Raw genomic sequence first — 22639 nt, forward strand, 5'->3', positions numbered from 1 at the left:
GCCGCGCCCCGCGTAAGAATAGGGGGTGCTTCAGCAACTGTTCAGCCCCTCCGTCCAGCACACGGTGGACGTCGTCGGCATCTTCGTGTTCGCCATCTCCGGCGCGCTGCTGGCCGTCCGCAAGAACTTCGACGTCTTCGGCATCGCCGTGCTCGCCGAGGTCACCGCGCTGGGCGGAGGGCTGTTCCGCGACATCGTCATCGGGGCCGTGCCCCCGGCCGCCTTCACCGACCTCGGCTACTTCCTGACGCCGCTGCTCGCCACGCTCGTGGTCTTCTTCCTGCACCCGCACGTGGAGCGCATCCAGCGCGCGGTGTACGTCTTCGACGCGGCCGGCCTCGGCCTGTTCTGCGTCTCGGGCACGGTCAAGGCGTACGACTACGGGCTCGGCCTCACCTCGTCGGCCACCCTGGGCCTGGCCACCGCCGTGGGCGGCGGTGTGCTGCGCGACGTGCTCGCCAACGAGGTGCCCTCACTGCTGCGCTGGGACCGCGACCTGTACGCGGTCCCGGCGATCGTCGGCTCCACCATGGTGGTGCTGTGCATCCACTACGACATGCTGACCCCGTTCACCAGCGGGCTCGCGGTGGTCACGGCTTTCGCGCTCCGCCTGCTCGCGATGAAGTACCACTGGCGAGCTCCGCGGGCGTGGAACCGGCGTTCGACCGTCCGTGAGGAGTAGCCGGGCCGGTGTGCCCCTGCTTCCCGGACGGCTTGTGGCTCAGCTCCGCGGTCAGCCAGCGGAACGCGGTGGGCACCTGGGGCCGCCACAGCGCCATGCTGTGCCCGCCGGCGCTGCGCGGCAGATAGACCACGTGCACCTTCGTCGGCGCCTTCGCCACCTGGGCCAGGGCAACCCCGGCCTGGTAGCCGTCGCCCGGCTCGCCGGAGACGTAGAGCGAGACGCGCGGCGGGGTGGGGGCCTTCTTCAGCAGCAGGTAGGGGTTGTTGGCCTGGCGCAGGGCGGGGCTCTGGGCGGCCAGGGAGGCGCTCTCGCCGATCGGGTCGTTGTAGCCGGACAGGCTGATCGCGGCCCGGTAGCGGTCGGGGTGGGCGACGGCGAGCTTGGCCGCGCAGTGCGCGCCGGCCGAGTAGCCCGCGGTGGACCAGCCGTCGGGCGCGCCCTGGGCCCGGAAGTTGTCCGTGATCATCTTCGGTACGTCGATGCTCAGCCAGGTGTCGGCGTTCACGGTGCCCGGGATGTTGGCGCAGCCGGTGTCCGCCTTGGCTATCACGTTGGTGCGCGGGGAGACCAGGATGAACGGGGCGACCTGGCCGGAGCGCATCAGCGGTTCGAGCTGCTGGTGCACGTGCAGCGAGCCGAACCACGCCTTGGCGGAGCCGGGGTAGCCGGACAGCAGTTCCACCACCGGGAACTTCTTGTCGCGGTACGCCGGGTCGTCGTACTGCGGCGGCAGCCAGACGTAGACCTCGGCGTCCACCCCGGAGACCCGGCCCTTGAGCTGGGTGACCCGGACCCCTCCGGCCGCGCCCATGGACGGCCCGTCGGCCGCGGAGAACGTCTGGCGGACCTTGGGCAGCTTGCGGTAGGCGATCCCGCCGGTGCCGTCCGCGCCCAGGTCGGCGGCCTGCTGCACATGGTTGCCGGTGCCGAGCAGGTCGTCCCAGTTGTCGTAGAGGTTGTTGCTGTTGTTCACCAGGACGAAGACCAGGGTGATGGCGGTGGCCTGGGCGAACAGCAGCATCAGCCCCCGCAGGGCCGTGCGCAGCACCTTGGGGCCCCGGGTGCGGGTCCACAGGACGAACGGCAGGACCAGGGCGATCACGGCGAGGGCGATGGTGGTGTACAGGAACGGAGTCCCGGTGAGGCTCATGTCCCCGTAGAGGGAAAACCGGGGCCCCGGGTTTACGGACGAGTGCGGACACTTACCGAGAAATTGCCGACACTCACGCAGCGGACATCATCCGTCACACAGCTGTCATCCGGCCGTCAGGCTGAAAGCTACCGCTTAGTAGTTTGCTGTTGTACCGTTCCGGTATGCCAGATGCAGCCTCTGCCCCGGCCGTGCGGGCCACGATCGGCGACAGCGAGTTCGACCGGGACACCGCCGTCGTCCGGCGCGCCCCCGGCGTCTACGACATCGACCTCTCCGCCGGCTGGACGATCATCAACGCCGTCAACGGCGGCTATCTGCTGGCCGTCCTCGGCCGCGCGCTCGCGGACGCCCTGCCGCACAGCGACCCCTTCACCGTCTCCGCGCACTACCTGACCGCCTCCCGGCCCGGCCCCGCCGTGGTGCGCACCGAGGTGGTCCGCACCGGCCGCACCCTCTCCACCGGCCAGGCCTCGCTCTTCCAGCAGGAGGAGGACGGCACCGAGGTGGAGCGCATCCGCGTCCTGGCCTCCTACGGCGACCTGGACGCGCTCCCCGACGACGTGCGCACCACGGCCGAGCCGCCCACCCTGCCGCCCGCCGCGCAGTGCTTCGGCCCCGAGGACGGGCCCGCCCCGGTCGACGGCAGCTCCGCCATCGCCGACCGGCTGATGCTCAAGCTGGACCCCGCCACCCTGGGCTGGGCGCTCGGCGCGCCGAGCGGCCGGGGCGAGATGCGCGCCTGGTTCGGCCTGGCCGACGGCCGCGACGCCGACCCGCTCTCCCTGCTGCTCGCGGTGGACGCGCTGCCGCCCACCGCCTTCGAGCTGGGGCTCAAGGGCTGGGTCCCGACCGTCGAGCTGACCGTGCACATCCGCTGCCGCCCGGCCCCGGGCCCGCTGCGGGTGTCGATCACCACCCGCAACCTGGCCGGGGGCTTCCTGGAGGAGGACGCCGAGGTCTGGGACGAGGCCGGGCGGCTGGTGGCGCAGTCCCGGCAGCTCGCCCGGGTCAGGCTCGGCTGACCGGGGTCCGGCCCAGCCAGGCCGCGAGACGCTCGTGCACGTCGGCGCCCTCGGCCACCGGACGGGCGTCGGCGAACGGGACGTCGTCCCCGCGCCCGGACTCCGGCAGCACCCGGCGGGCGGCGTCGAGCGCGGCCTCGGAGAGCGCGGGGTCCAGCGCCAGGGGGCGGCCGACGGCCTCGTTGAGGTCCCAGGTGTGCCCCACCAGCTCCATCAGATAGCCGGCCAGCGCCGCCTGCCCCGGCACCTCGCCCCACGGCACCCGCACCGGCGCGGTCAGCCGCTCCTCGGGCTCCCACGCCTTCACGGCCCGGCCGCGCGCCTCCTCGTAGGCGCCGGACCAGTCGTCGTCGGCGACGACCACGGCGGAGGGGTCGACCAAGAGCCCGTCCCCGCCCTCCCCGGCGACCGCGATCCGCAGGGTGCCGCCCACGATGTGGCCCAGCAGCGCCCGGACGTCGAACTCGGTGCACGGCGTCGGGTCCGTGAGCTGCTCCGGGCGTACGGCCCTGATCAGCGCGGCGGCCTGCTCGGTGGCGCGGGCGTAGGCGGCACGGGGGTCGGCGGTGTTCATGAGCGCTTCCTTCCGGCGGGTGTGATCACTTCGTCGGTACGCCCCCACCCTGGCCGCCGGCCCCGGACTTCCTCCCGGCTTCAGCGGAGAGCGGACACGGCTGCCCCGGCTGCCCCGGCTGCCCCGCTCACTCCAGCCAGTGCCGGCGGCCGATGCTGATCAGCCGCAGCCGGCGGGTGGCCAGGCGGGCGACCCGGTCGCGTTCCGCTGGGGAGTCGGGGGCCTCCAGGAAGAGCGAGGCGGTGATCAGCATCTGGTCGACGTACAGATGCGCGAGCATGAGCAGGTCGTCGTCGCTCCAGCCGCGCGCCTGCGGGTCCTTGGCCAGCTCGTCCTTCACCTCGCGGGCGAAGCGGGCCAGTTGGTCGCGTATCGCCTCGCGCACCGGCTGCACCCCGCCGTGGCGCTCGCGGGCGATGAAGCGGACGTGCGAGGGCTGCTCCGCCACATGGCGGGCGATCAGTTCCACGGCGCGGGTGATGCGTTCCTCGCTGCCGTCCGCCGTGGAGACCGTGGTCCGGATCATCGGGTGCAGCCCGCCGAGCGCCTCCTCGACCAGGGCGACACCGAGGTCGGCGGTGGAGCGGAAGTGCCGGTAGAACGCGGTCGGCGCCACGCCCACGGCGCGGGTGACCTCGCGCAGGCCCAGGCTGCTCAGGCTCTGCTCCTCCAGCAGGGCCAGCGCCGCGTCCAGCAGGGCCCGGCGGGTCTTCTGCTTCTGGGCCTGCCGGGCACCGAGCGTGTGACTCATGCCATACAGTTAACAACTGTTCTCTGTAATCTCCAAGCGGGAGCGGCGCTAGACTGGGTAGTCAGTGAACAACTGTTACCGCAAGCGTCCGCCGGGAGGACCCCGGCCGGCGCCGAAGGGGGATCCGATCCCATGCTGTTCCTCGTCGCCGCCCTGCTGCTGTTCGGCGTGACCCTGGGCACCGTCGCCCACGTCCCGCTCGGCTTCACCGCCGTCGCCGCCACCGTCATCGCCGCCTGGCTCGCCGTCTTCGCGCTCCGCGAGCGCCACGCCCGCCGCCGCGGCACCTCCCACTGACGCCGCCCGGCCCGCCCCGACCGCCACCGCAGGAGGCATCCGCCATGCAGCTCACCGCACCGGCCACGAGCCGCCGGCTCGCCCGCGACGCCGACGGCATGGCCGTCGCGTCCTTCGTCCTCGGCCTGATCGGACTGCTCGTCCTCAACGTCGTCCTCGGCCCCATCGCCGTCGTCCTGGCCGCCGTCGCCCTGTGGCGCGGCACCGCCCGCCGCGGCCGCGCCCTGCTCGGACTGACCCTCGGCATCGCCGACCTGGTCGTCCTGTTCTCCTTCGCCCAGCTGGACCACACCCTGTCCTGGAGCTTCTGAGCGGCCCGGACACCGGCCGCCCGGCAGGACCGCGCTGCGGCGCGACCGTGACCGGGGGACGCCCGCGGGCGCCCCGTAGAATCAGCCCCACCATGGCTTACCTCGACCACGCCGCGACCACCCCCATGCTCCCGGAGGCGGCAGAGGCACTCACCGCCGCGCTGGGCCTCACCGGCAACGCCTCCTCCCTCCACGCGTCCGGCCGCCGGGCCCGCCGCACGGTCGAGGAGTCCCGCGAGATCCTCGCCGAAGCACTCGGCGCCCGCCCCAGCGAGGTCGTCTACACCTCCGGCGGCACCGAGGCCGACAACCTCGCCGTCAAGGGCCTGTACTGGGCCCGCCGCGCCGCCGACCCCGCCCGCACCCGCGTCCTGGCCAGCCCCGTCGAGCACCACGCCGTCCTCGACGCCGTCCACTGGCTCGGCGAGCACGAGGGCGCCACCGTCGAGTACCTCCCGGTCGACTCCTACGGCCGCGTCCACCCCGAGGCCCTGCGCGAGGCCATCGCCCGCGACCCCGCCGACGTGGCCCTGGCCACCGTGATGTGGGCCAACAACGAGATCGGCACCGTCCTCCCGGTCCGCGAACTGGCGGAAGCGGCCGCCGAGTTCGGCGTACCGCTGCACGCGGACGCCGTCCAGGCGTTCGGCCAGGTCCCGGTCGACTTCGCCGCCTCCGGGCTCGCCGCGATGACCGTGTCCGGCCACAAGATCGGCGGCCCCTACGGCATCGGCGCGCTGCTGCTGGGCCGCGAGTACACCCCCGTACCGGTGCTGCACGGCGGCGGCCAGGAGCGCCACGTCCGCTCCGGCACCCTCGACGTGCCCGCCGTCGCCTCCTTCGCCGTGGCCGGCCGGCTCGCCGCCGAACAGCGCGAGTGGTTCGCCCGCGAGATCGGCGCCCTGCGCGACGACCTGGTCACCGCGGTCCGCGCCGCCGTCCCCGACGCGATCCTCGGCGGCGACCCGGCGCCCGGGGGACGGCTCCCGGCCAACGCCCACTTCACCTTCCCCGGCTGCGAGGGCGACTCGCTGCTGCTCCTGCTGGACGCCCAGGGCATCGAGTGCTCCACCGGCTCCGCCTGCACCGCGGGCGTCGCCCAGCCCAGCCACGTCCTGCTCGCCACCGGCGCCGACCCCGACCTGGCCCGCGGCACCCTGCGCTTCTCCCTCGGCCACACCTCCACCGAGGCCGATGTGGAGGCCGTCGCCCGCGCCATCGGCCCGGCGGTGGAGCGGGCACGGGCGGCGGGCCTGAGCTGAGGGCACCCGCGCGAGGACTCAGGTGCGCGCGGTCCGCTCCCGCAGCACCAGCCGCAGATAGCGGTCCCAGTCCCAGTGCGGACCCGGGTCCGTGTGGTCGGTGCCCGGCACCTCCACATGCCCGATGATGTGCGCGCGGTCCACGGGTATCGCGTACCGCGCGCAGATCCGGGCCGTCAGCCGTGCCGAGGCGGCGTACATCGCGTCCGTGAAGGACGCGGCCTTCTCCACGAACCCCTCGTGCTCTATCCCGACACTGCGCTCGTTGTACTCCCGGTTGCCCGCGTGGAAGGCCACGTCCAGCTCCCGGATCATCTGCGTCACCCGCCCGTCCGCGCGCACGATGTAGTGCGCGGCGGCCTGGTGCCCCGGATCCTCGAACGCCTTGACCGCGCTCGTGTAACTGCCCTGCGTCACATGGACGACCACCCGGTCCACCGCGTAGTCGTCCGGCCGGTCCGCGCGCCGGTAGTTCGCCGACGAGGCCGCCACCCAGCGCGCACCGGCGAAGTCCACCGCGCCCGCCACCCGGGGCCGCTGGTCGCCCGGCAGCCGCCACCACAGCCGGGACAGCTCCCCGCGCCACAGCACCGCCCCGCCCACGGCGGCCGCCGCCCCGCCGACCAGCACCGCGCGGCGGGCCGGCCACCGCCCCGCGCCGCCGTCCCCGCCGCCCTGCCGGGCCTTCTCCGTCGCCATGCGACCTCCAACGGATATCCGGCGGCCCCGGTTCCCGCGCCCCGTACCCTGGAGGGGCTATGACTGAGACCCCGCAGCGCCCCCGCCCCCTCCGCGTCCTCGCCGCCATGTCCGGCGGCGTCGACTCCGCCGTCGCCGCGGCCCGCGCGGCGGAAGCAGGCCACGACGTCACCGGCGTCCACCTCGCGCTCTCCGCGAACCCGCAGTCCTTCCGCACGGGCGCGCGGGGCTGCTGCACCATCGAGGACTCGCGCGACGCCCGCCGGGCCGCCGACGTCATCGGCATCCCCTTCTACGTGTGGGACCTCGCCGAGCGCTTCCGCGAGGACGTCGTGGAGGACTTCGTCGCCGAGTACGAGGCCGGCCGCACCCCCAACCCGTGCCTGCGCTGCAACGAGAAGATCAAGTTCGCCGCGCTGCTGGACAAGGCCCTCGCCCTCGGCTTCGACGCGGTCTGCACCGGCCACTACGCGCAGGTGGTCCGGCGCGAGGACGGCTCCCGCGAACTGCACCGCGCCTCCGACCTGGCCAAGGACCAGTCCTACGTCCTCGGCGTCCTGGACGAGCGGCAGCTCGCGCACGCGCTCTTCCCGCTGGGCGACACCGTCACCACCAAGGACGAGATCCGCGCCGAGGCCGAGCGCCGCGGCCTGGCCGTCGCCAAGAAGCCCGACTCCCACGACATCTGCTTCATCGCCGACGGCGACACCCAGGGCTTCCTGGCGCAGCGCCTGGGCCGCGCCGAGGGCGACATCGTCGACGAGTCCGGCGCGGTCGTCGGCAGCCACGAGGGCGCCTACGGCTTCACCATCGGCCAGCGCAAGGGCCTGCGGATCGGCACCCCGGCCCCCGACGGCAAGCCGCGCTACGTCCTGGACATCTCCCCGGTGACCAACACCGTCACGGTCGGCCCCGCCGCCGCCCTCGACGTCGACGCCCTCACCGCCGTCCGCCCCCGCTGGTGCGGCACCGCCCCCGCCGGCCCCGGCACCTACACCGCCCAGCTGCGCGCCCACGGCGACGAGACCGAGGTGCGCGCCGCACTCGTCGACGGCACCCTGGAGGTGTCCTTCGCCGAGCCCGTGCGCGGCGTGGCCCCCGGCCAGGCGATCGTGCTCTACGACGGCACCCGCGTCGTCGGCTCGGCGACGATCGCCTCCACCCGGCGGGCGACGGCCGACGCGCTCTGACGGCCCGCCCGACTCCCCGGCCGCCGTCCGGCTCTGCGGCGGCCGTGAGGGCGCCCTACGCCCCGTAGAAGTCCGTGAGCACCGGCGCCAGCATCTCCGGCTCCACCGCGTGTGTCTGGCCCTCCAGGACGCCGTACGTGCCGTCGGGCACCGCCTGCGCGACCCGGCGGGCCGCCTCGCGCATCGGGGCGGGGCTCGCGCCGCCCGCGAGGGCCAGCACCGGCACGGCGACCGACGCCAGCAGCGCCTCCGGGACGGTGCCGTCGCCCATGACGGCGTCGTCGTACGCGAGGGTGGGCGCGACCGCTTCAAGCCCCGGCCACATGGGGGAGTGGCGGGCGTTGACGATCATCTGGTCGGCCAGCCCGGTCAGCCGCAGGAACAGTTCCACCGCGTCCCCGCGCCGCCCCTCGGCCAGCGCCCGGTCCAGCTCGGCGGAGTACCGGGCGCGCTCGGCGCCGCGGTCCTGGCGCACCTCGAACGGCGGCTCGTACACCGCCACCCGCCGCACCGGCACCCCGGCGGCCGCCGCCCGCAGCGCCAGCACGGCGCCCGAGGAGATGCCGTAGAGCGCCGCCTCGCCGCCCGCCGCCTCCACCACGGCCGCCAGGTCCTCCACCTCGCGCTCCACCGCGTACGGCGGCGTGTCGCCGCTCTCCCCGCGGCCCCGCCGGTCGTACACCACCGCGGTGCACCCCGGTGCCAGCGCCGCCGCCAGGGGCGCGACCGTGGCGCCCGTCGACATCGCCCCGCTGACCAGTACGACCACCGGGCCCGTGCCGGTGCGCTGAAGGGCGATCGGGGTGCCGTCACGGGAGAGGGTCTTCTTGTCCATGGCTGTGCAGACTGCCACGCGCGCGGCGGCTCGCCGGGCTACAACACTTCGGTGTCGTAGAAGCAGAGGTGGTCCTTGATCGCCGCGACCTCCGGTTTCGGGTCGGGATAGGCCCACACCAGGTCCGGCGCGTCCGGCAGCGACCAGTAGGACGCGTCGCCCTTGAAGGGGCAGTGCGTGTGCGTGTCCGAGGGCGTCAGCAGGTCCAGGCGTACGTCCTCGGCGGGCAGGTAGTAGCGCGGGGGACAGCCGGTCTCGCGCAGCACCAGGGGGCGGCGGCTCTCCGCCAGGACCTGCCCCGCGCGCACCACGCGCACCTGCTCGTCGCTCTGCTCGACGGTGATCGTGTGTCCTTGTGTCATGACGGGAACAGCGCTCGCGCGCGCGTGCTTCTTCCCGTGTGCGAAAGGCGGCCGGGCGCCGCGTACCGTGAGGCGCATGAACATCTGCGTCTTCCTCTCCGCCGCCGACCTCGACGACCGCTACACCCGCCCCGCCCGGGACTTCGCCCGGCTGCTCGGCAAGGGCGGGCACAGCCTGGTGTGGGGCGGCTCGGACACCGGCCTGATGAAGGTCGTCGCGGACGGCGTGCAGGAGGCGGGCGGACGGCTGATCGGCGTGTCGGTCGACTTCCTGGCGGCCAAGGCCCGGCCCGGCGCCGACGAGATGGTGATCGCGGGCGACCTCGCCGAGCGCAAGAAGCTCCTCCTGGAGAAGGCCGACGCCGTCGTCGTCATGGTGGGCGGCACCGGCACCCTGGACGAGGCCACCGAGATCCTGGAGCTGAAGAAGCACGGCCGCACCGACAAGCCCGTGGTGCTGCTCAACACGGCCGGCTTCTACGACGGTCTGCGCGAGCAGTTCCGCCGGATGGAGGAGGAGGGCTTCCTGCCCCGCCCGCTGGCCGAGCTGGCGTTCTTCGCCGAGGAGCCCGCCGGGGCGCTCACGTACCTGGAGGAGTCGCTGAGCGGCCGCTGACGTGCGGGTGCGAGCATGGCGGGCATGGCTACACATGTGATCACCGGGGCCGGTTCCGGCATCGGCGCGGCCCTCGCCCGCCGCCTGCACGCGCGCGGGGACGACCTCGTGCTGCACGCGCGCGACGCGGGCCGCGCCAAGGAACTGGCGGCCGAGTTCCCCGGCGCCCGCACCCTCGTCGGCGACCTCGCCGACCCGGACCGGCTCAGCTGGGCGTTCTCGCACCAGAGCCTGCCCGACCGGGTCGACTCCCTGCTGCACGTCGCGGGCGTCGTCGACCTCGGCCCGGTCGGCGAACTGACCCCCAAGGCATGGCACCACCAGCTGAACGTCAACCTGGTCGCCCCCGCCGAGCTGACCCGCCACTTCCTGCCGCAGCTGCGCGCCGCCCGCGGCCACGTCGTCTTCGTCAACTCCGGTGCGGGCCTGGCCGCGCACGCCGACTGGGCCGCGTACGCCGCCTCCAAGCACGGTCTGAAGGCGCTCGCCGACGCCCTGCGCCAGGAGGAGCACGGCAACGGCGTCCGCGTCACCTCCGTGTACCCGGGCCGCACCGCGAGCCCCATGCAGGTCAAGGTGCACCGGCAGGAGGGCAAGGAGTACGACCCGGCCCGCTGGATCGACCCCGAGTCGGTGGCGACGAGCGTCCTCACGGCCCTCGACCTGCCCCGGGACGCGGAGGTCACCGACCTCACGGTGCGGCCGGGGCACTGAGCGCGCCGCGGCGTTCCGTACGCTGCTGCGGTGAGCGAAAACAGCGAGTTCGGCCTCGGCCCGGCCACCGGCCTCGGGTCGATGCCCGGCGGGGACGCCCGTGAGGCCGTCAAGACCGTCACCGGGACCTTCGAGGACTTCCCCTTCCTGCCCGAACTGCCCGCGCGCGGGCCCGGCGCCGACATGATCGGACGCACCGCCGGGATGCTCGTCGAGATGTACGCGCGCGTGGAGCCCAGCGGCTGGCGCCTGGGCGACCGGCCGGGCCGCGACACCCGGCGGGCCAGGTCCTGGCTGGGCGAGGACCTGGACGCCCTGGAGGAGTTCACCCAGGGCCACGAGGGCGCGCTGAAGGTCCAGGCGACCGGGCCGTGGACGCTCGCCGCTGCACTGGAGCTGAGGAACGGCGAGGCGGTCCTGTCCGACCCGGGCGCCTGCCGCGACCTGACCGCCTCGCTCGCCGAGGGGCTGCGGCTGCACCTGGCGGAGGTGCGGCGGCGGGTGCCCGGCGCCCGCCTCGTCCTCCAGCTGGACGAGCCGTCCCTGACCGCCGTGCTGCGCGGCCAGGTGCGCACCGCCAGCGGCTACCGCACCCACCGGGCCGTCGACCGGCAGATCGTGGAGGCCGGCCTGCGCGACGTCCTCGGCGCGCACGCCGAAGGTCCCGTCGTCGTCCACTCCTGCGCGCCCGACGTGCCCTTCGCGCTGCTGCGCCGGACCGGTGCCGCGGGCATCTCCTTCGACCTCTCGCTCCTCACCGAGCGTGACGACGAGGCCATCGGCGAGGCGGTGGAGGGCGGCACCCGGCTCTTCGCCGGTGTCGTCCCCACCACGGACGGCCCGTTGTCAGACCCTGCCGGTAGCGTCATGGGTGTCAGAACGCTGTGGCGCAGGCTGGGGCTGCGACCGGAGCTGCTCGCCCGGTCGGTCACCCTCACCCCGGCGTGCGGACTCGCGGGAGCTTCCCCCGCGTACGCACGCCAGGCGCTCGCCCACTGCGTCCGGGCGGCGAGATCCCTCGCGGACAACCCAGAGTAACGGGAGGACAACACGGTGGCCGGCGACAAGCAGCAAGCGGAGACAGCGGTGCCCGCCGAGGCGCGGGAGGAGCACGCCCGGCTCGCGGAGCAGGTCGAGGAGCACCGCTTCCGGTACTACGTGAAGGACGCCCCCGTCGTCAGCGACGCCGACTTCGACCGGCTGCTGCGCTCCCTGGAGGCCCTGGAGGACACCTACCCGGAGCTGCGCACGCCCGACTCGCCCACCCAGAAGGTCGCGGGTTCGTACGCCACGGAGTTCACCGCCGTCGAGCACCGCGAGCGGATGCTCTCCCTGGACAACACGTTCAACGACGACGACCTCGCCGCCTGGGCCGACCGCATCGCCCGCGAGCTGGGCGAGCAGGAGTACCACTTCCTGTGCGAGCTGAAGGTCGACGGCCTCGCCGTCAACCTGACGTACGAGCACGGCCGGCTGACCCGCGCGGCCACCCGCGGCGACGGCCGCACCGGCGAGGACATCACCCCCAATGTGCGCACCATCGCGGAGATCCCCGACCGGCTGCACGGCGAGAAGGTGCCCGGCCTCGTGGAGATCCGCGGCGAGGTCTTCTTCCCGATGGAGAAGTTCGAGGAGCTGAACGCCCGGCTGGTCGAGGCCGGCGACAAGCCCTTCGCCAACCCGCGCAACGCGGCGGCCGGTTCGCTGCGCCAGAAGGACCCGCGCGTCACCGCCACCCGCCCGCTGCACATGGTGGTCCACGGCATCGGCGCCCTGGAGGGCTACGAGGGCCTGAACCGCCTCTCCCAGGCGTACGAACTGCTGCACGGCTGGGGCCTGCCCACCTCCCCGCACAACAGGGTGGTGGACGACCTCGCGGGCGTGCGCGCGTTCATCGCGTACTACGGCGAGCACCGGCACTCCGTGGCGCACGAGATCGACGGCGCCGTCATCAAGCTCGACGAGATCCGCCTCCAGGGCCGCCTCGGCTCCACGGCCCGCGCGCCCCGCTGGGCCATCGCGTACAAGTACGCGCCCGAGGAGGTCAACACCAAGCTCCTCGACATCAAGGTGGGTGTCGGACGCACCGGCCGGGTCACGCCGTACGCACAGGTCGAGCCGGTCACGGTGGCCGGCTCGGAGGTCGAGTTCGCCACCCTGCACAACCAGGACGTGGTCAAGGCCAAGGGCGTCCTCATCGGGGACACCGTGGTGCTGCGCAAGGCCGGTGACGTCATCCCGGAGATCCTCGGCCCGGTCGTCGACCTGCGCGACGGCAGCGAGCGGGAGTTCGTCATGCCCGCCGAGTGCCCCGAGTGCGGGACGCCGCTGCGGGCCATGAAGGAGGGCGACATCGACCTGCGCTGCCCCAACGCCCGTACGTGCCCGGCGCAGTTGCGCGAGCGGGTCTCGTATCTGGCGGGCCGGCAGTGCCTGGACATCGAGCACTTCGGCGAGGTCGCCGCCGCCGCGCTCACCCACCCGCTGGAACCGGCCGATCCGCCGCTGGCCGACGAGGGCGACCTGTTCGACCTGACGGTGGAGAAGCTGCTGCCCATCAAGGCCCATGTCCTCGACCCGGACAGCGGTCTGCCCAAGCGGGACCCGAAGACCGGCGAGGCGAAGGTCGTCACCGTCTTCGCCAACCAGAAGGGCGAGCCGAAGAAGAACACCCTGGCGCTGCTGGAGAACATCGCGGCGGCCAAGGACCGCCCGCTGGCCCGCTTCCTGAACGGGCTTTCCATCCGCCATGTGGGCCCGGTCGCCGCGCAGGCACTCGCGCGTGAGTTCCGTTCCCTGGACCGGATCGAGCAGGCCACAGAAGAGGAACTGGCCAATATCGACGGCGTCGGCCCGATCATCGCGGCGGCCGTCAAGGAGTGGTTCACCGAGGACTGGCACCGCGAGATCGTGCGCAAGTGGAAGGCGGCCGGGGTGCCGTTGGAGGACGCGTCCTCCGGCGCGGAGGAGGGGCCGCGTCCGCTGGAGGGCCTGACGGTCGTGGTCACCGGCACCCTCGAACACTTCACCAGGGACGGAGCCAAGGACGCGCTCCAGAGCCGGGGCGCCAAGGTGACCGGTGCGGTGTCGAAGAAGACGTCGTTCGTCGTGGTGGGCGACAACCCCGGTTCGAAATACGACAAGGCGATGCAGGCGAAGGTTCCGGTGCTGAACGAGGAAGGTTTCGGAATTCTGCTGGAACAGGGCCCGGAAGCGGCGGCCGAAGTCGCTCTACCGACCGAAGAGTAGCGGTTGAAGGCCCTCCGATCGGCGCATATCAGATGCATACGGGTGGCCGGGGCGCATTCGGGCAACCGTCGGCGACCGCTGCCCGAGGAAGCCTTCCGCGGCCTACTGTTGTGGAGTGCGCCCGCCGTGCCCAGTTGCGGCCGGGCCATCCCCGTGCTCCTGACGAGTACGTGGAAGGGTTTTCCAGCGCGGCTGTGCCCAGGGGACGTCGGGCATCGGGCCGCGTGGCGTGGGCACCGCCGGCTGTGAGAGGGACGGGAATGGAACCGACCGAGAGCGCCTCCCCGCACTCACGGCTGCGCCGGATGACCGGCGCGTGGCGCGCGCGGGGGAGGCGGACGGGACAGCGTTCGCGCCCGGACCGGCGCACCGCACCGCCGGGGCACCCGGGCCGCGCCGCCCGGCCGTACGCGGTCACGGAGGTGCGCCCGCCCGTCCGCCCGCCCGGTGAGCACCTGTCAGGACTGCCCGGCACCGGCACGCAGCCGTCCCGCCCGGCCCTGCCCGCGGTGGTCACCTCGGCCGCCGCCCTCACCCTCGGCGCCGGTTTCTACGGCGCGTTCACCGCGGGCCACGCCCTCTTCCCGTCCGGCACGGCCGGCTGGTCGCTGGCCGTGCTCACCGGCGTCATCGTCGGCCATCTGGTCATGCTCGGCCGGGCCCGCTGGTGGGGCGGCACCGGCTCCGGCGCCGCCCTCACCCTCGCCGTGCTGCTGCTCTACGGCTGGGTGCCGGCCGGACTGGTCAGCCTCACCGTCGTCGTCCTGGTCGGGGTGGCCCGGCGCCACCGCTGGCGCCCCGGCGTGCTGCACGGCTCGGTCGACATCCTCGGCATCGCCGCCGCCGCTCTGCTGCTCGGTGCCTTCGGCCGGGTGCCGACCGTGGAGCACCCCTGGGACCCGGGCACCTGGACCGTGTACACCGCCCTCCAGGTGGTGCTCGTCGCCGCCGTCTACCTGGCGGTGACCCGCGTCCTGCTGTGGTACCTGCACTCCCCGCGCACCGACCCGGTGCCCACCGTGGCCCGCACCGCGCTCGTCAGACAGGGCCTGGTCGCGGTGGCGCTGCTCGGTATCGCGCCGCTGGTCTGCGTCGTCGCCGTCGCCGAACCGGTTCTGCTGCCGCTGTTCGCCATCCCGCTCATCGCCCTGGACTCCACCCTGTGGATCGCCCGCGCCCGCGCCGAGGAGCAGTTGCGCGACCCGCTGACCGGGCTGCCCAACCGGCAGTGGCTGCTGGAGCGCATCTGGACCGCCCTGGACGACGCCGAGCGCATCGGCGCCCGCGCCGCCCTCATGCTGATCGACCTCGACCGCTTCCGCTCGGTCAACGACACCCTCGGGCACCTCGCCGGGGACCGGCTGCTGCTCCAGATCGCCGACCGGCTGCGGCAGGCGCTGCCGCGCGGGGCGGAGGCCGCGCGGCTCGGCGGGGACGAGTTCGCCGTGTTACTGCCGGTCGCCGACTCCACGACCTCGGCGACCCGTATCGCGCGCGGCCTGGTCACCACGCTCAGCTCGCCCCTCGACCTGGACGGGCTCACCCTCGTCCTGGAGGCCAGCGCCGGGGTCGCCGTCTTCCCCGATCACGCCCTGGACGCCGAGGGCATGCTGCGCCGGGCGGACGTGGCGATGTACCAGGCCAAGCGGGACCGCACCGGCGTGGAGGCGTACGAGTCGAAGCGGGACTCCAACACCCCTGACCGGCTCGGGCTCCTGGGCGATCTGCGCCGTGCCCTGGACGCCCACGAGGTGCAGCTGCACTACCAGCCCAAGGTGCGCTTCGACGGCCAGGTGGCCGGCCTGGAGGCGCTGGTGCGCTGGGTGCACCCCGAGCGCGGCAAGGTGCCGCCGGACGAGTTCATAGCCATCGCCGAGTCCTCGGGGCTGATGCCCCATCTGACGGAGTACGTGCTGGAGACCGCCCTCGCGCAGGTCGCCGCGTGGCGCGCGCAGGGCCTGTTCGTGCCGGTGGCCGTCAATGTCTCCCCGCGCGATGTGCACACCCCCGGCTTCGCCGGTTCGGTGGCCGCCCGCCTCGCCCGGCACGGCGTCCCGGCGGGCGCCCTCCAGCTGGAGATCACCGAGCATGTCCTCCTGGAGGACCCGCAGCGGGCCGCCGACACCCTGGCGGGCCTGACCGCGCACGGCGTGAAGATGTCCCTGGACGACTTCGGCACCGGCTACTCCTCGCTGGTGCATCTGCGCCGGCTGCCGGTGAGCGAACTGAAGATCGACCGCTCCTTCGTGGCCCGCCTCGCGGTGGACACCGAGGACGCCGAGATCGTGCGCTGCACCGTCGACCTCGCCCACTCCCTCGGCCTCCTGGTCGTCGCCGAGGGCGTCGAGGACGACGAGACCTGGGAGCGGCTGCGCGACCTGCGCTGCGACGCCGTGCAGGGCTGGCTGGTCGCCGCCGCGATGCCCCCCGAGGAGACCACAGCCTGGCTCCGCGCCCGCGGCTCCCGAGGCTGGGTCCGCCCGGCGGCGGCCCTGCCCGCGGCGGCGACGGACGAGTGACCCCGGCGCCCGGCCGTCGCTCTTCACGGGCGGCGCACCGGGTCTGACGGCGGTGCCGTCCGCCCGGCCCGCGCGGGGCGCGGCCACGCGTCGGCGGGCGGGCCTGCCCGCGCCCTGCCGCGCCCACTGCCGTCGCGTGGTCCTGGTCGGGGCGGCGGTCGGCGGTCGGGTCGGTGCCGTGTCCCGCGCGCAGGCGACGCCCGTCCGTGCTGTCGCGGCTCGCGCGGTGCGTCGGCCCGGCGGCGGCCCCGCTGGCGGCGGCGACGGACGAGTGATCCAGGCCGCCTGGCCGCCTGTCCTCGGCTCTCGGTGCTGCCTGCGGGCGGCGCACCGGTTCTGACGGCGGTGCGCGCTCCGCGCCCGGCCCGCGCGGCGCGCGGACGCGGGGGCGGGGGCGGGCGCGTCGGCCCGCGTCACGCTCACCGTCGCGTGCTCTCCGCAGGGCGACATCCGGCCGGTCCGGTCCGGTGCGGGGCGCGGTGAGAAGGCGATGCCTCGTCGGGTGCCCGAAGCCGTCCGGCGGCGGCTGTGCGGGCGGCGACGGATGGATGTCCTCCGGCCGGGCCCGGCCCGGCCCGCGGCTGAGGCCCGGCGATGCTGTCCTCCGCGGAGCCGCAGGCCCGTTCGCGCGGCTGGGGCCGTCCGGTGGCGGACGACGAGTGACTTCGGCGCCCGCCCTTCCCGGCGCGTTCGGGCCGTTCGCGGGCGGGTCACCGGGCGCGGGCGACGTGCCGTCTGCGGCGGCGGTGCCGGTCGCCCGGCCCGGGGGCCGCAGGCGTGGCGGGACGCGGCGCGGGCGAGCCGCCCGCACCCGATGACCCGCCCTGCGGCCCCCGGGCCGTCCCGGTGGGGGAGCACGGTCCGGTCGGTCCGCGCCCGGAACCCCTGCGGGGAGGGGCGACGTCCGTTCGCGCCCTGCGGCGCGCGCGACTGGTTCCGCCCCGTCGGCGGCCCCGCCTGTCGGCGGCCCTGCCCCGTCGACCGGGCGGACGGACGACGAGTGACCCCGGCGCCCGCCCGCCGTGGCCGAACGCCCGGCCCGCAGGCCGGGTCAGGCCGTGCCCGGTGGGGCGAAGTGGCTGGTCAGAAGGGCGAGGCGCTGTTCGTGGGCGGCTTCCGGGAGGCGGCCGCTGCGCATCAGGGTGACCAGGCCGTGCAGACCGGCCCAGTACGTCTCCGTGAGGAGCGCCGGGTCGTCGCCCTCGGCCGCGACGGGGGTGACCGCCGCCAGCAGTTCGCCGAACGCCTCCTGGAGGGCCGCCGGGGCCTCGGGGGTGGCGAACGGCAGCTCGGTCTCGTGAGTGAAGATCGCGTCGTAGAGCGCGGGCCGCCGCCGGGCGAAGGCGGTGTACGCCTCGCCCACCGCGGTGAGCGCCTGGCGTACGCCCTCGGCCGTCGTACGCGCCGCGCGCAGCTCGACGGCGAGTTCCGCGCAGCCCTGCACGGCGACCGCCGCCATGATCGCGTCCTTGCCCTTGAAGTGGCTGTAGAGGACCGGCTGGCTGTACTCGATCTCGGCGGCGAGCCGACGGGTGGTGACCGCGTCCCAGCCCTCCGCCTCGGCCAGTTCCCGCGCGGCCGTCACGATCAGCCGTTCGCGGTCCGCTCGTTCGCGCTCCCGGCGCTTCTGGATGGTCATACGTCTCATTCTAGCGGCGCTAGCCAATCTGTCGATGCTCTGCTAGCTTCGCTCCCATCGCTAGCACCGCTAGGTGCCAGCCCTGGAGATTCGGGAGAAGAGACGTGACCGTCACCGCGTACACCCTGGCCGTCGTGCTCGACCTGTTCTGCGTGTTCCTCGGCTACCGCTTCCTGTTCCAGCCCGGCCCGGCCGCCGCCGGGTACGGCGTCCCCGCCGACCCGTCCGGCGACGCCGGTGCCTATCTGACGATCAAGGGCCTCCGGGACGGCACCCTCGGCGTCGTGGGCCTGGCGCTGCTGGCCTTCGCGGGCGCCGGGGCCGAGGCGTGGTTCCTGCTCTGCGTGGCCCTCGTGCCGCTCGGCGACACCCTGATAGTCCTGCGCCACGGCGGCACGAAGGCCGTCGCCTTCGGGATCCACTTCGCCACGGCGGTCGTCGTGCTGATCGGCGCCGGACTGCTCTTCGCCCTGTGACGCGCCCCGGGCGCCCCGGGGGAAACCGCTGTACGGGCACCCGTCCCGGCCCCATAGGATTGGGCCAAACCGACTTGCCCGAACCGACGTGTCCAAGCCGGTTTGCCCGAACCGCACACTCACCCCAGAGGAACGCTGCATGCCTGGCATCACGCGCGAGGAGGTCGCCCACCTCGCCCGGCTGGCGCGTCTGGAGCTGAAGCCCGAAGAGCTTGACCACTTCGCGGGACAGCTGGACGACATCATCGGCGCGGTGGCCCGCGTCAGTGAGGTCGCCGACCAAGACGTACCGCCGACCTCTCACCCGCTGCCGCTGACGAACGTCATGCGCGCGGACGAGGTCCGTCCGTCGCTCACCCCCGAGCAGGCGCTGTCCGGCGCCCCGGCCCAGGAGCAGCAGCGTTTCAAGGTGCCGCAGATCCTGGGGGAGGAGTAAGCAGTCATGACGGACATCATCAAGCTCACCGCCGCCGAGACCGCCGCGAGGATCGCCTCCGGCGAGCTGACGGCCGTCGAGGTGACCGAGGCGCACCTGGCCCGGATCGACGCCGTCGACGAGAAGGTGCACGCCTTCCTGCACGTCGACCGCGAGGGCGCCCTCGCCCAGGCCCGCGCCGTGGACGAGAAGCGCGAGCGCGGGGAGAAGCTCGGCCCGCTGGCCGGCGTCCCCCTCGCGCTCAAGGACATCTTCACCACCGAGGGCGTGCCGACCACCGTCGGCTCCAAGATCCTCGAAGGATGGATCCCGCCGTACGACGCGACGCTCACCAAGCGCCTCAAGGACGCCGGCGTCGTCATCCTCGGCAAGACCAACATGGACGAGTTCGCCATGGGCTCCTCCACCGAGAACAGCGCCTACGGCCCCACCGGCAACCCCTGGGACCTCACCCGGATCCCCGGCGGCTCCGGCGGCGGCTCCTCGGCCGCGCTCGCCTCCTACCAGGCGCCGCTGGCCATCGGCACCGACACCGGCGGCTCCATCCGCCAGCCGGCCGCCGTCACCGGCACCGTCGGCGTCAAGCCGACCTACGGCGCGGTCTCCCGCTACGGCATGGTGGCGTTCTCCTCCTCGCTGGACCAGGGCGGCCCCTGCGCCCGCACGGTCCTGGACGCGGCCCTGCTGCACGAGGTGATCGCCGGGCACGACCCGATGGACTCCACCTCCATCGACGCGCCGGTCCCGCCGGTCGTCGAGGCCGCGCGCAACGGCAGCGTGGCGGGCATGCGCGTCGGCGTGGTCAAGCAGTTCCGCGGCGAGGGCTACCAGGCCGGCGTCATCCAGCGCTTCGACGAGTCCGTCGAGGTGCTCAGGGAGCTGGGCGCCGAGATCGTCGAGCTGGACTGCCCGTCCTTCGACCTGGCCCTCTCGGCGTACTACCTGATCGCGCCCTCGGAGTGCTCCTCCAACCTGGCCCGCTTCGACGGCCTGCGCTACGGCCTGCGCACCGGCGACGACGGCACCCGTTCGGCGGAGGACGTCACCTCGCTCACCCGTGAGGCGGGTTTCGGCCCCGAGGTCAAGCGCCGCGTCATGCTCGGCACCTACGCGCTCAGCTCCGGCTACTACGACGCGTACTACGGCAGCGCCCAGAAGGTCCGTACGCTGATCAAGCAGGACTTCGACGCGGCGTTCGAGCAGGTCGACGTGATCGTCTCCCCGACGACCCCGACCACCGCCTTCGCGATCGGTGAGCGCGCCGACGACCCGATGGCGATGTACCTGGCCGACCTGTGCACCATCCCCACCAACCTGGCGGGCAACGCGGCCATGTCCCTGCCCTGCGGTCTGGCCCCGGAGGACAACCTCCCGGTCGGCCTCCAGATCATCGCCCCGGTGATGAAGGACGACCGGCTCTACAAGGTGGGCGCCGCCGTCGAGGCCGCGTTCGTGGAAAAGTGGGGACACCCGCTGCTCGAGGAGGCTCCGTCGCTGTGAGCAATGCCCTGTCCAAGGCCAAGGGCTTCAAGAAGTCCAAGTCCGGTACGTACCTGTCCATGGCGACGACCGCGTTCGGCGCCGTCGGCGTCATCAAGCAGGCCAGGAAGGCCCGCTCCGAGAGCGACACGCTGCGTCTGATCGACGCCGCCGTGTCCGCCGCGGCCATCGTCACCGGCCTCGCCATCCTCTACCGCGAGCTGAAGCGGCTGGGCGACGACGACGTCCTGCTGGGCTGAGAGGGAAGTTTTCACCGTGACCACCACGACCGACCTGGTGTCGTACGAGGACGCGCTGGCGTCGTACGACCCCGTCATGGGCCTTGAGGTCCATGTCGAACTCGGCACCAAGACGAAGATGTTCTGCGGCTGTTCGACGGCGCTCGGCGCCGAGCCGAACTCCCAGACCTGCCCGGTCTGCCTCGGCATGCCCGGCGCGCTCCCGGTCGTCAACGCGACCGGAGTCGAGTCCGCGATCAAGATCGGCCTCGCGCTGAACTGCTCGATCGCCGAATGGTGCCGCTTCGCCCGGAAGAACTACTTCTATCCGGACATGCCGAAGAACTTCCAGACCTCCCAGTACGACGAGCCGATCGCCTTCGACGGCTACCTCGACGTGCAGCTGGAGGACGGCGAGACCTTCCGCGTGGAGATCGAGCGCGCCCACATGGAGGAGGACACCGGCAAGTCGACGCACGTCGGCGGCGCCACCGGCCGTATCCACGGCGCGTCCCACTCCCTGCTCGACTACAACCGCGCCGGCATCCCGCTCATCGAGATCGTCACCAAGCCGATCGTCGGGGCCGGCGAGCGCGCCCCGGAGGTCGCCAAGGCCTACGTCCGCGAGCTGCGCGAGGTCATCCGTGCCCTGGGCGTCTCCGAGGCCCGCATGGAGATGGGCCAGATGCGCTGCGACGTGAACCTGTCGCTGATGCCCAAGGACGCCGACAAGTTCGGCACCCGCAGCGAGACCAAGAACGTGAACTCGCTGCGCTCCGTCGAGCGTGCCGCCCGGTTCGAGATCCAGCGGCACGCCGCGGTGCTCTCCTCCGGCGGCACCATCGTCCAGGAGACCCGCCACTTCCACGAGGACACCGGTTCCACCACCTCGGGCCGCATCAAGGAGGAGGCCGAGGACTACCGGTACTTCCCGGAGCCCGACCTGGTCCCGGTGGCCCCCGCCCGTGAGTGGGTGGAGCAGCTCCGGGCCGCCCTGCCCGAGCCGCCGCTGGCCCGCCGCACCCGCCTCCTGGCGGAGTGGGGCATCACGGCCACCGACATGCAGGCCATCCTCAACGCCGGTGCGCTGGACCTGATCGTCGCCACCATCGACGCCGGGTCCGACGCCACCTCCGCCCGCAAGTGGTGGATGGGCGAGCTGGCGCGCAGCGCCAACGAGTCCGGCCGCTCCCTGGACGAGCTGGCGATCACGCCGCAGCAGGTCGCCCGGGTCACCGAGCTGGTGACCTCCGGCGATCTGAACGACAAGCTGGCCCGGCAGGTCATCGAGGGTGTCCTCGCGGGCGAGGGCACCCCGGACGAGGTCGTCGACAAGCGCGGCCTCAAGGTCGTCTCCGACGAGGGCGCGCTGACCGCCGCCGTCGACGAGGCCATCGCCGGCAACCCGGGCGTCGCGGACAAGATCCGCGGCGGCAAGGTGGCGGCGGCCGGTGCGCTGGTCGGCGCGGTCATGAAGGCCACGCGCGGCCAGGCGGACGCGGCCCGCGTCAAGGAACTGATCCTGGAGAAGCTCGGCGTCAGCGAGGGCTGAGCCGCCCGAGGCCGCCAGGCGGTCACCCCGAGGGGGATGCATCGCACCCGATGCATCCCCCTCGGTGCATGCCGTCGTCCCTCCCCGGGATGCCTCCAGCTTCGTCCGCACCACCCCCCCTGTCCGGGCCGCCGCGCCGGGCCGCTACGCTCGCCCGCCATGAGTGGACGCGCCGCCTCCGAGACGCCCGCCGCGATATCCCCGGCACCGACCGCCCTCCTGGACGACGATCCGACCGGGGACGACCTGGCCGGGGACGACGGCCGCCCGGAAGGCGTCACCGTCGCCCGCCGCGCCCGCTGGACGGCGGCCGGGGCCGGTGCCCTGCTGACGCTCGCCGGTTGCGCCGCCGCCCTGCTGCGGCTCGCCGACGCGTCCTCCGCCCGCGTACCGGCCGCCTACGCCGCCGGGGCCGCCGTCTGCGCCTGCGCGGCCGTACTCGGGCAGCGCGGCCGTACCCGGCGGGCCCTGTGGCTGCTCGTCGCCGGGGTCATGATGATGGCCCTCGGCGATCAGCCCGGCTGAACCGCCCCGCGAGACCTGCGAGCACCGCGAGACCTGCGAACCCTGCGAGCGCCG

The 22639-nt window shown here is 73.6% G+C and carries 24 protein-coding genes; 17 read left to right on the forward strand and 7 right to left on the reverse strand.

What is annotated here, in order from left to right; translation table 11 throughout:
* Nucleotides 1–25: 25 nt before the first annotated feature.
* Nucleotides 26–682 (forward strand): trimeric intracellular cation channel family protein, encoded by a 657-nt coding sequence (locus B086_RS0122105; RefSeq protein ID WP_018568610.1) that lies wholly within the window; start codon nucleotides 26–28, stop codon nucleotides 680–682.
* Here B086_RS0122105 and B086_RS0122110 read toward each other — a convergent pair.
* Nucleotides 591–1835, reverse strand: coding sequence for an alpha/beta hydrolase (locus B086_RS0122110; protein WP_018568611.1), 1245 nt, complete (start codon nucleotides 1833–1835; stop codon nucleotides 591–593). The two genes, B086_RS0122105 and B086_RS0122110, sit on opposite strands and share 92 nt — an antisense overlap.
* Nucleotides 1836–1999: 164 nt before the next feature.
* On the opposite strand from B086_RS0122110, the gene B086_RS0122115 reads away from it, so the two are divergent.
* A complete protein-coding gene (locus tag B086_RS0122115) occupies nucleotides 2000–2860 on the forward strand; it encodes a thioesterase family protein (RefSeq protein WP_026252657.1) in 861 nt (286 codons plus the stop codon).
* Here the strand turns inward: B086_RS0122115 and B086_RS0122120 are convergent.
* Complete coding sequence (locus B086_RS0122120; protein ID WP_018568613.1) at nucleotides 2847–3434, reverse strand: TIGR03086 family metal-binding protein; 588 nt, start codon at nucleotides 3432–3434, stop codon at nucleotides 2847–2849. The genes B086_RS0122115 and B086_RS0122120 overlap by 14 nt on opposite strands.
* Nucleotides 3435–3561: 127 nt before the next feature.
* Nucleotides 3562–4185: a TetR family transcriptional regulator gene (locus B086_RS0122125; protein WP_018568614.1), complete on the reverse strand. Its 624-nt coding sequence runs from the start codon at nucleotides 4183–4185 to the stop codon at nucleotides 3562–3564.
* A gap of 132 nt (nucleotides 4186–4317) precedes the next feature.
* Between B086_RS0122125 and B086_RS45060 the strand changes: the two genes are divergently transcribed.
* From B086_RS45060 to B086_RS0122140, 3 genes are all read left to right on the forward strand, one after another.
* Nucleotides 4318–4482 (forward strand): hypothetical protein, encoded by a 165-nt coding sequence (locus B086_RS45060; RefSeq protein ID WP_018568615.1) that lies wholly within the window; start codon nucleotides 4318–4320, stop codon nucleotides 4480–4482.
* 44 nt (nucleotides 4483–4526) lie between these two features.
* Nucleotides 4527–4793 carry a hypothetical protein gene (locus B086_RS0122135; protein WP_018568616.1) on the forward strand — a complete coding sequence of 89 codons (267 nt, stop codon included), beginning with the start codon at nucleotides 4527–4529 and terminating at the stop codon, nucleotides 4791–4793.
* A 92-nt stretch (nucleotides 4794–4885) separates the two neighbouring features.
* On the forward strand, nucleotides 4886–6055 hold the full coding sequence (locus B086_RS0122140; protein WP_018568617.1) for a cysteine desulfurase family protein: 1170 nt from the start codon (nucleotides 4886–4888) through the stop codon (nucleotides 6053–6055).
* Between the two features lie 18 nt (nucleotides 6056–6073).
* Here the strand turns inward: B086_RS0122140 and B086_RS0122145 are convergent, their stop codons facing one another.
* Entirely contained in the window at nucleotides 6074–6754 is a 681-nt protein-coding gene (locus B086_RS0122145) for an N-acetylmuramoyl-L-alanine amidase (RefSeq protein WP_018568618.1), read from the reverse strand.
* A gap of 59 nt (nucleotides 6755–6813) precedes the next feature.
* On the opposite strand from B086_RS0122145, the gene mnmA reads away from it, so the two are divergent.
* A complete protein-coding gene (mnmA, locus tag B086_RS0122150) occupies nucleotides 6814–7944 on the forward strand; it encodes a tRNA 2-thiouridine(34) synthase MnmA (RefSeq protein ID WP_018568619.1) in 1131 nt (376 codons plus the stop codon).
* A gap of 55 nt (nucleotides 7945–7999) precedes the next feature.
* Here mnmA and B086_RS0122155 read toward each other — a convergent pair whose 3' ends face one another.
* Nucleotides 8000–8779, reverse strand: coding sequence for an alpha/beta fold hydrolase (locus B086_RS0122155; RefSeq protein WP_018568620.1), 780 nt, complete (start codon nucleotides 8777–8779; stop codon nucleotides 8000–8002).
* A 38-nt stretch (nucleotides 8780–8817) separates the two neighbouring features.
* Complete coding sequence (locus tag B086_RS0122160) at nucleotides 8818–9141, reverse strand: DUF427 domain-containing protein (protein ID WP_026252658.1); 324 nt, start codon at nucleotides 9139–9141, stop codon at nucleotides 8818–8820.
* Between the two features lie 76 nt (nucleotides 9142–9217).
* On the opposite strand from B086_RS0122160, the gene B086_RS0122165 reads away from it, so the two are divergent.
* From B086_RS0122165 to B086_RS0122185, 5 genes are all read left to right on the forward strand, one after another.
* Nucleotides 9218–9757 carry a TIGR00730 family Rossman fold protein gene (locus tag B086_RS0122165; protein WP_018568622.1) on the forward strand — a complete coding sequence of 180 codons (540 nt, stop codon included), beginning with the start codon at nucleotides 9218–9220 and terminating at the stop codon, nucleotides 9755–9757.
* A gap of 15 nt (nucleotides 9758–9772) precedes the next feature.
* Nucleotides 9773–10471: an SDR family oxidoreductase gene (locus B086_RS0122170; protein ID WP_078531159.1), complete on the forward strand. Its 699-nt coding sequence runs from the start codon at nucleotides 9773–9775 to the stop codon at nucleotides 10469–10471.
* A gap of 30 nt (nucleotides 10472–10501) precedes the next feature.
* Nucleotides 10502–11509, forward strand: a complete 1008-nt coding sequence (locus tag B086_RS0122175) for a methionine synthase (protein WP_018568624.1) — start codon at nucleotides 10502–10504, stop codon at nucleotides 11507–11509.
* A 15-nt stretch (nucleotides 11510–11524) separates the two neighbouring features.
* On the forward strand, nucleotides 11525–13720 hold the full coding sequence (ligA, locus tag B086_RS0122180; RefSeq protein WP_018568625.1) for an NAD-dependent DNA ligase LigA: 2196 nt from the start codon (nucleotides 11525–11527) through the stop codon (nucleotides 13718–13720).
* A 260-nt stretch (nucleotides 13721–13980) separates the two neighbouring features.
* Nucleotides 13981–16239: a putative bifunctional diguanylate cyclase/phosphodiesterase gene (locus B086_RS0122185; RefSeq protein ID WP_018568626.1), complete on the forward strand. Its 2259-nt coding sequence runs from the start codon at nucleotides 13981–13983 to the stop codon at nucleotides 16237–16239.
* A gap of 1051 nt (nucleotides 16240–17290) precedes the next feature.
* On the opposite strand, the gene B086_RS0122190 is transcribed toward B086_RS0122185, so the two are convergent.
* A complete protein-coding gene (locus B086_RS0122190) occupies nucleotides 17291–17878 on the reverse strand; it encodes a TetR/AcrR family transcriptional regulator (RefSeq protein WP_018568627.1) in 588 nt (195 codons plus the stop codon).
* A gap of 104 nt (nucleotides 17879–17982) precedes the next feature.
* On the opposite strand from B086_RS0122190, the gene B086_RS0122195 reads away from it, so the two are divergent.
* The 6 genes from B086_RS0122195 to B086_RS0122220 all read left to right on the forward strand — a co-directional run bounded on the left by B086_RS0122195 (nucleotide 17983) and on the right by B086_RS0122220 (nucleotide 22585).
* Nucleotides 17983–18354, forward strand: coding sequence for a DUF4267 domain-containing protein (locus B086_RS0122195; protein WP_018568628.1), 372 nt, complete (start codon nucleotides 17983–17985; stop codon nucleotides 18352–18354).
* A 139-nt stretch (nucleotides 18355–18493) separates the two neighbouring features.
* Nucleotides 18494–18790, forward strand: a complete 297-nt coding sequence (gene gatC, locus B086_RS0122200; RefSeq protein ID WP_006130840.1) for an Asp-tRNA(Asn)/Glu-tRNA(Gln) amidotransferase subunit GatC — start codon at nucleotides 18494–18496, stop codon at nucleotides 18788–18790.
* A gap of 6 nt (nucleotides 18791–18796) precedes the next feature.
* On the forward strand, nucleotides 18797–20290 hold the full coding sequence (gene gatA, locus B086_RS0122205) for an Asp-tRNA(Asn)/Glu-tRNA(Gln) amidotransferase subunit GatA (RefSeq protein WP_018568629.1): 1494 nt from the start codon (nucleotides 18797–18799) through the stop codon (nucleotides 20288–20290).
* Nucleotides 20287–20529, forward strand: a complete 243-nt coding sequence (locus B086_RS0122210; protein WP_018568630.1) for a hypothetical protein — start codon at nucleotides 20287–20289, stop codon at nucleotides 20527–20529. The genes gatA and B086_RS0122210 overlap by 4 nt, the downstream gene beginning before the upstream one ends.
* Nucleotides 20530–20545: 16 nt before the next feature.
* Nucleotides 20546–22060 (forward strand): Asp-tRNA(Asn)/Glu-tRNA(Gln) amidotransferase subunit GatB, encoded by a 1515-nt coding sequence (gene gatB / locus B086_RS0122215; RefSeq protein WP_018568631.1) that lies wholly within the window; start codon nucleotides 20546–20548, stop codon nucleotides 22058–22060.
* Between the two features lie 159 nt (nucleotides 22061–22219).
* On the forward strand, nucleotides 22220–22585 hold the full coding sequence (locus tag B086_RS0122220) for a hypothetical protein (RefSeq protein ID WP_018568632.1): 366 nt from the start codon (nucleotides 22220–22222) through the stop codon (nucleotides 22583–22585).
* Nucleotides 22586–22639: the final 54 nt, after the last annotated feature.

Source organism: Streptomyces sp. PsTaAH-124 (assembly GCF_000373685.1).
Taxonomy (GTDB): Bacteria; Actinomycetota; Actinomycetes; order Streptomycetales; family Streptomycetaceae; genus Streptomyces; species Streptomyces andamanensis.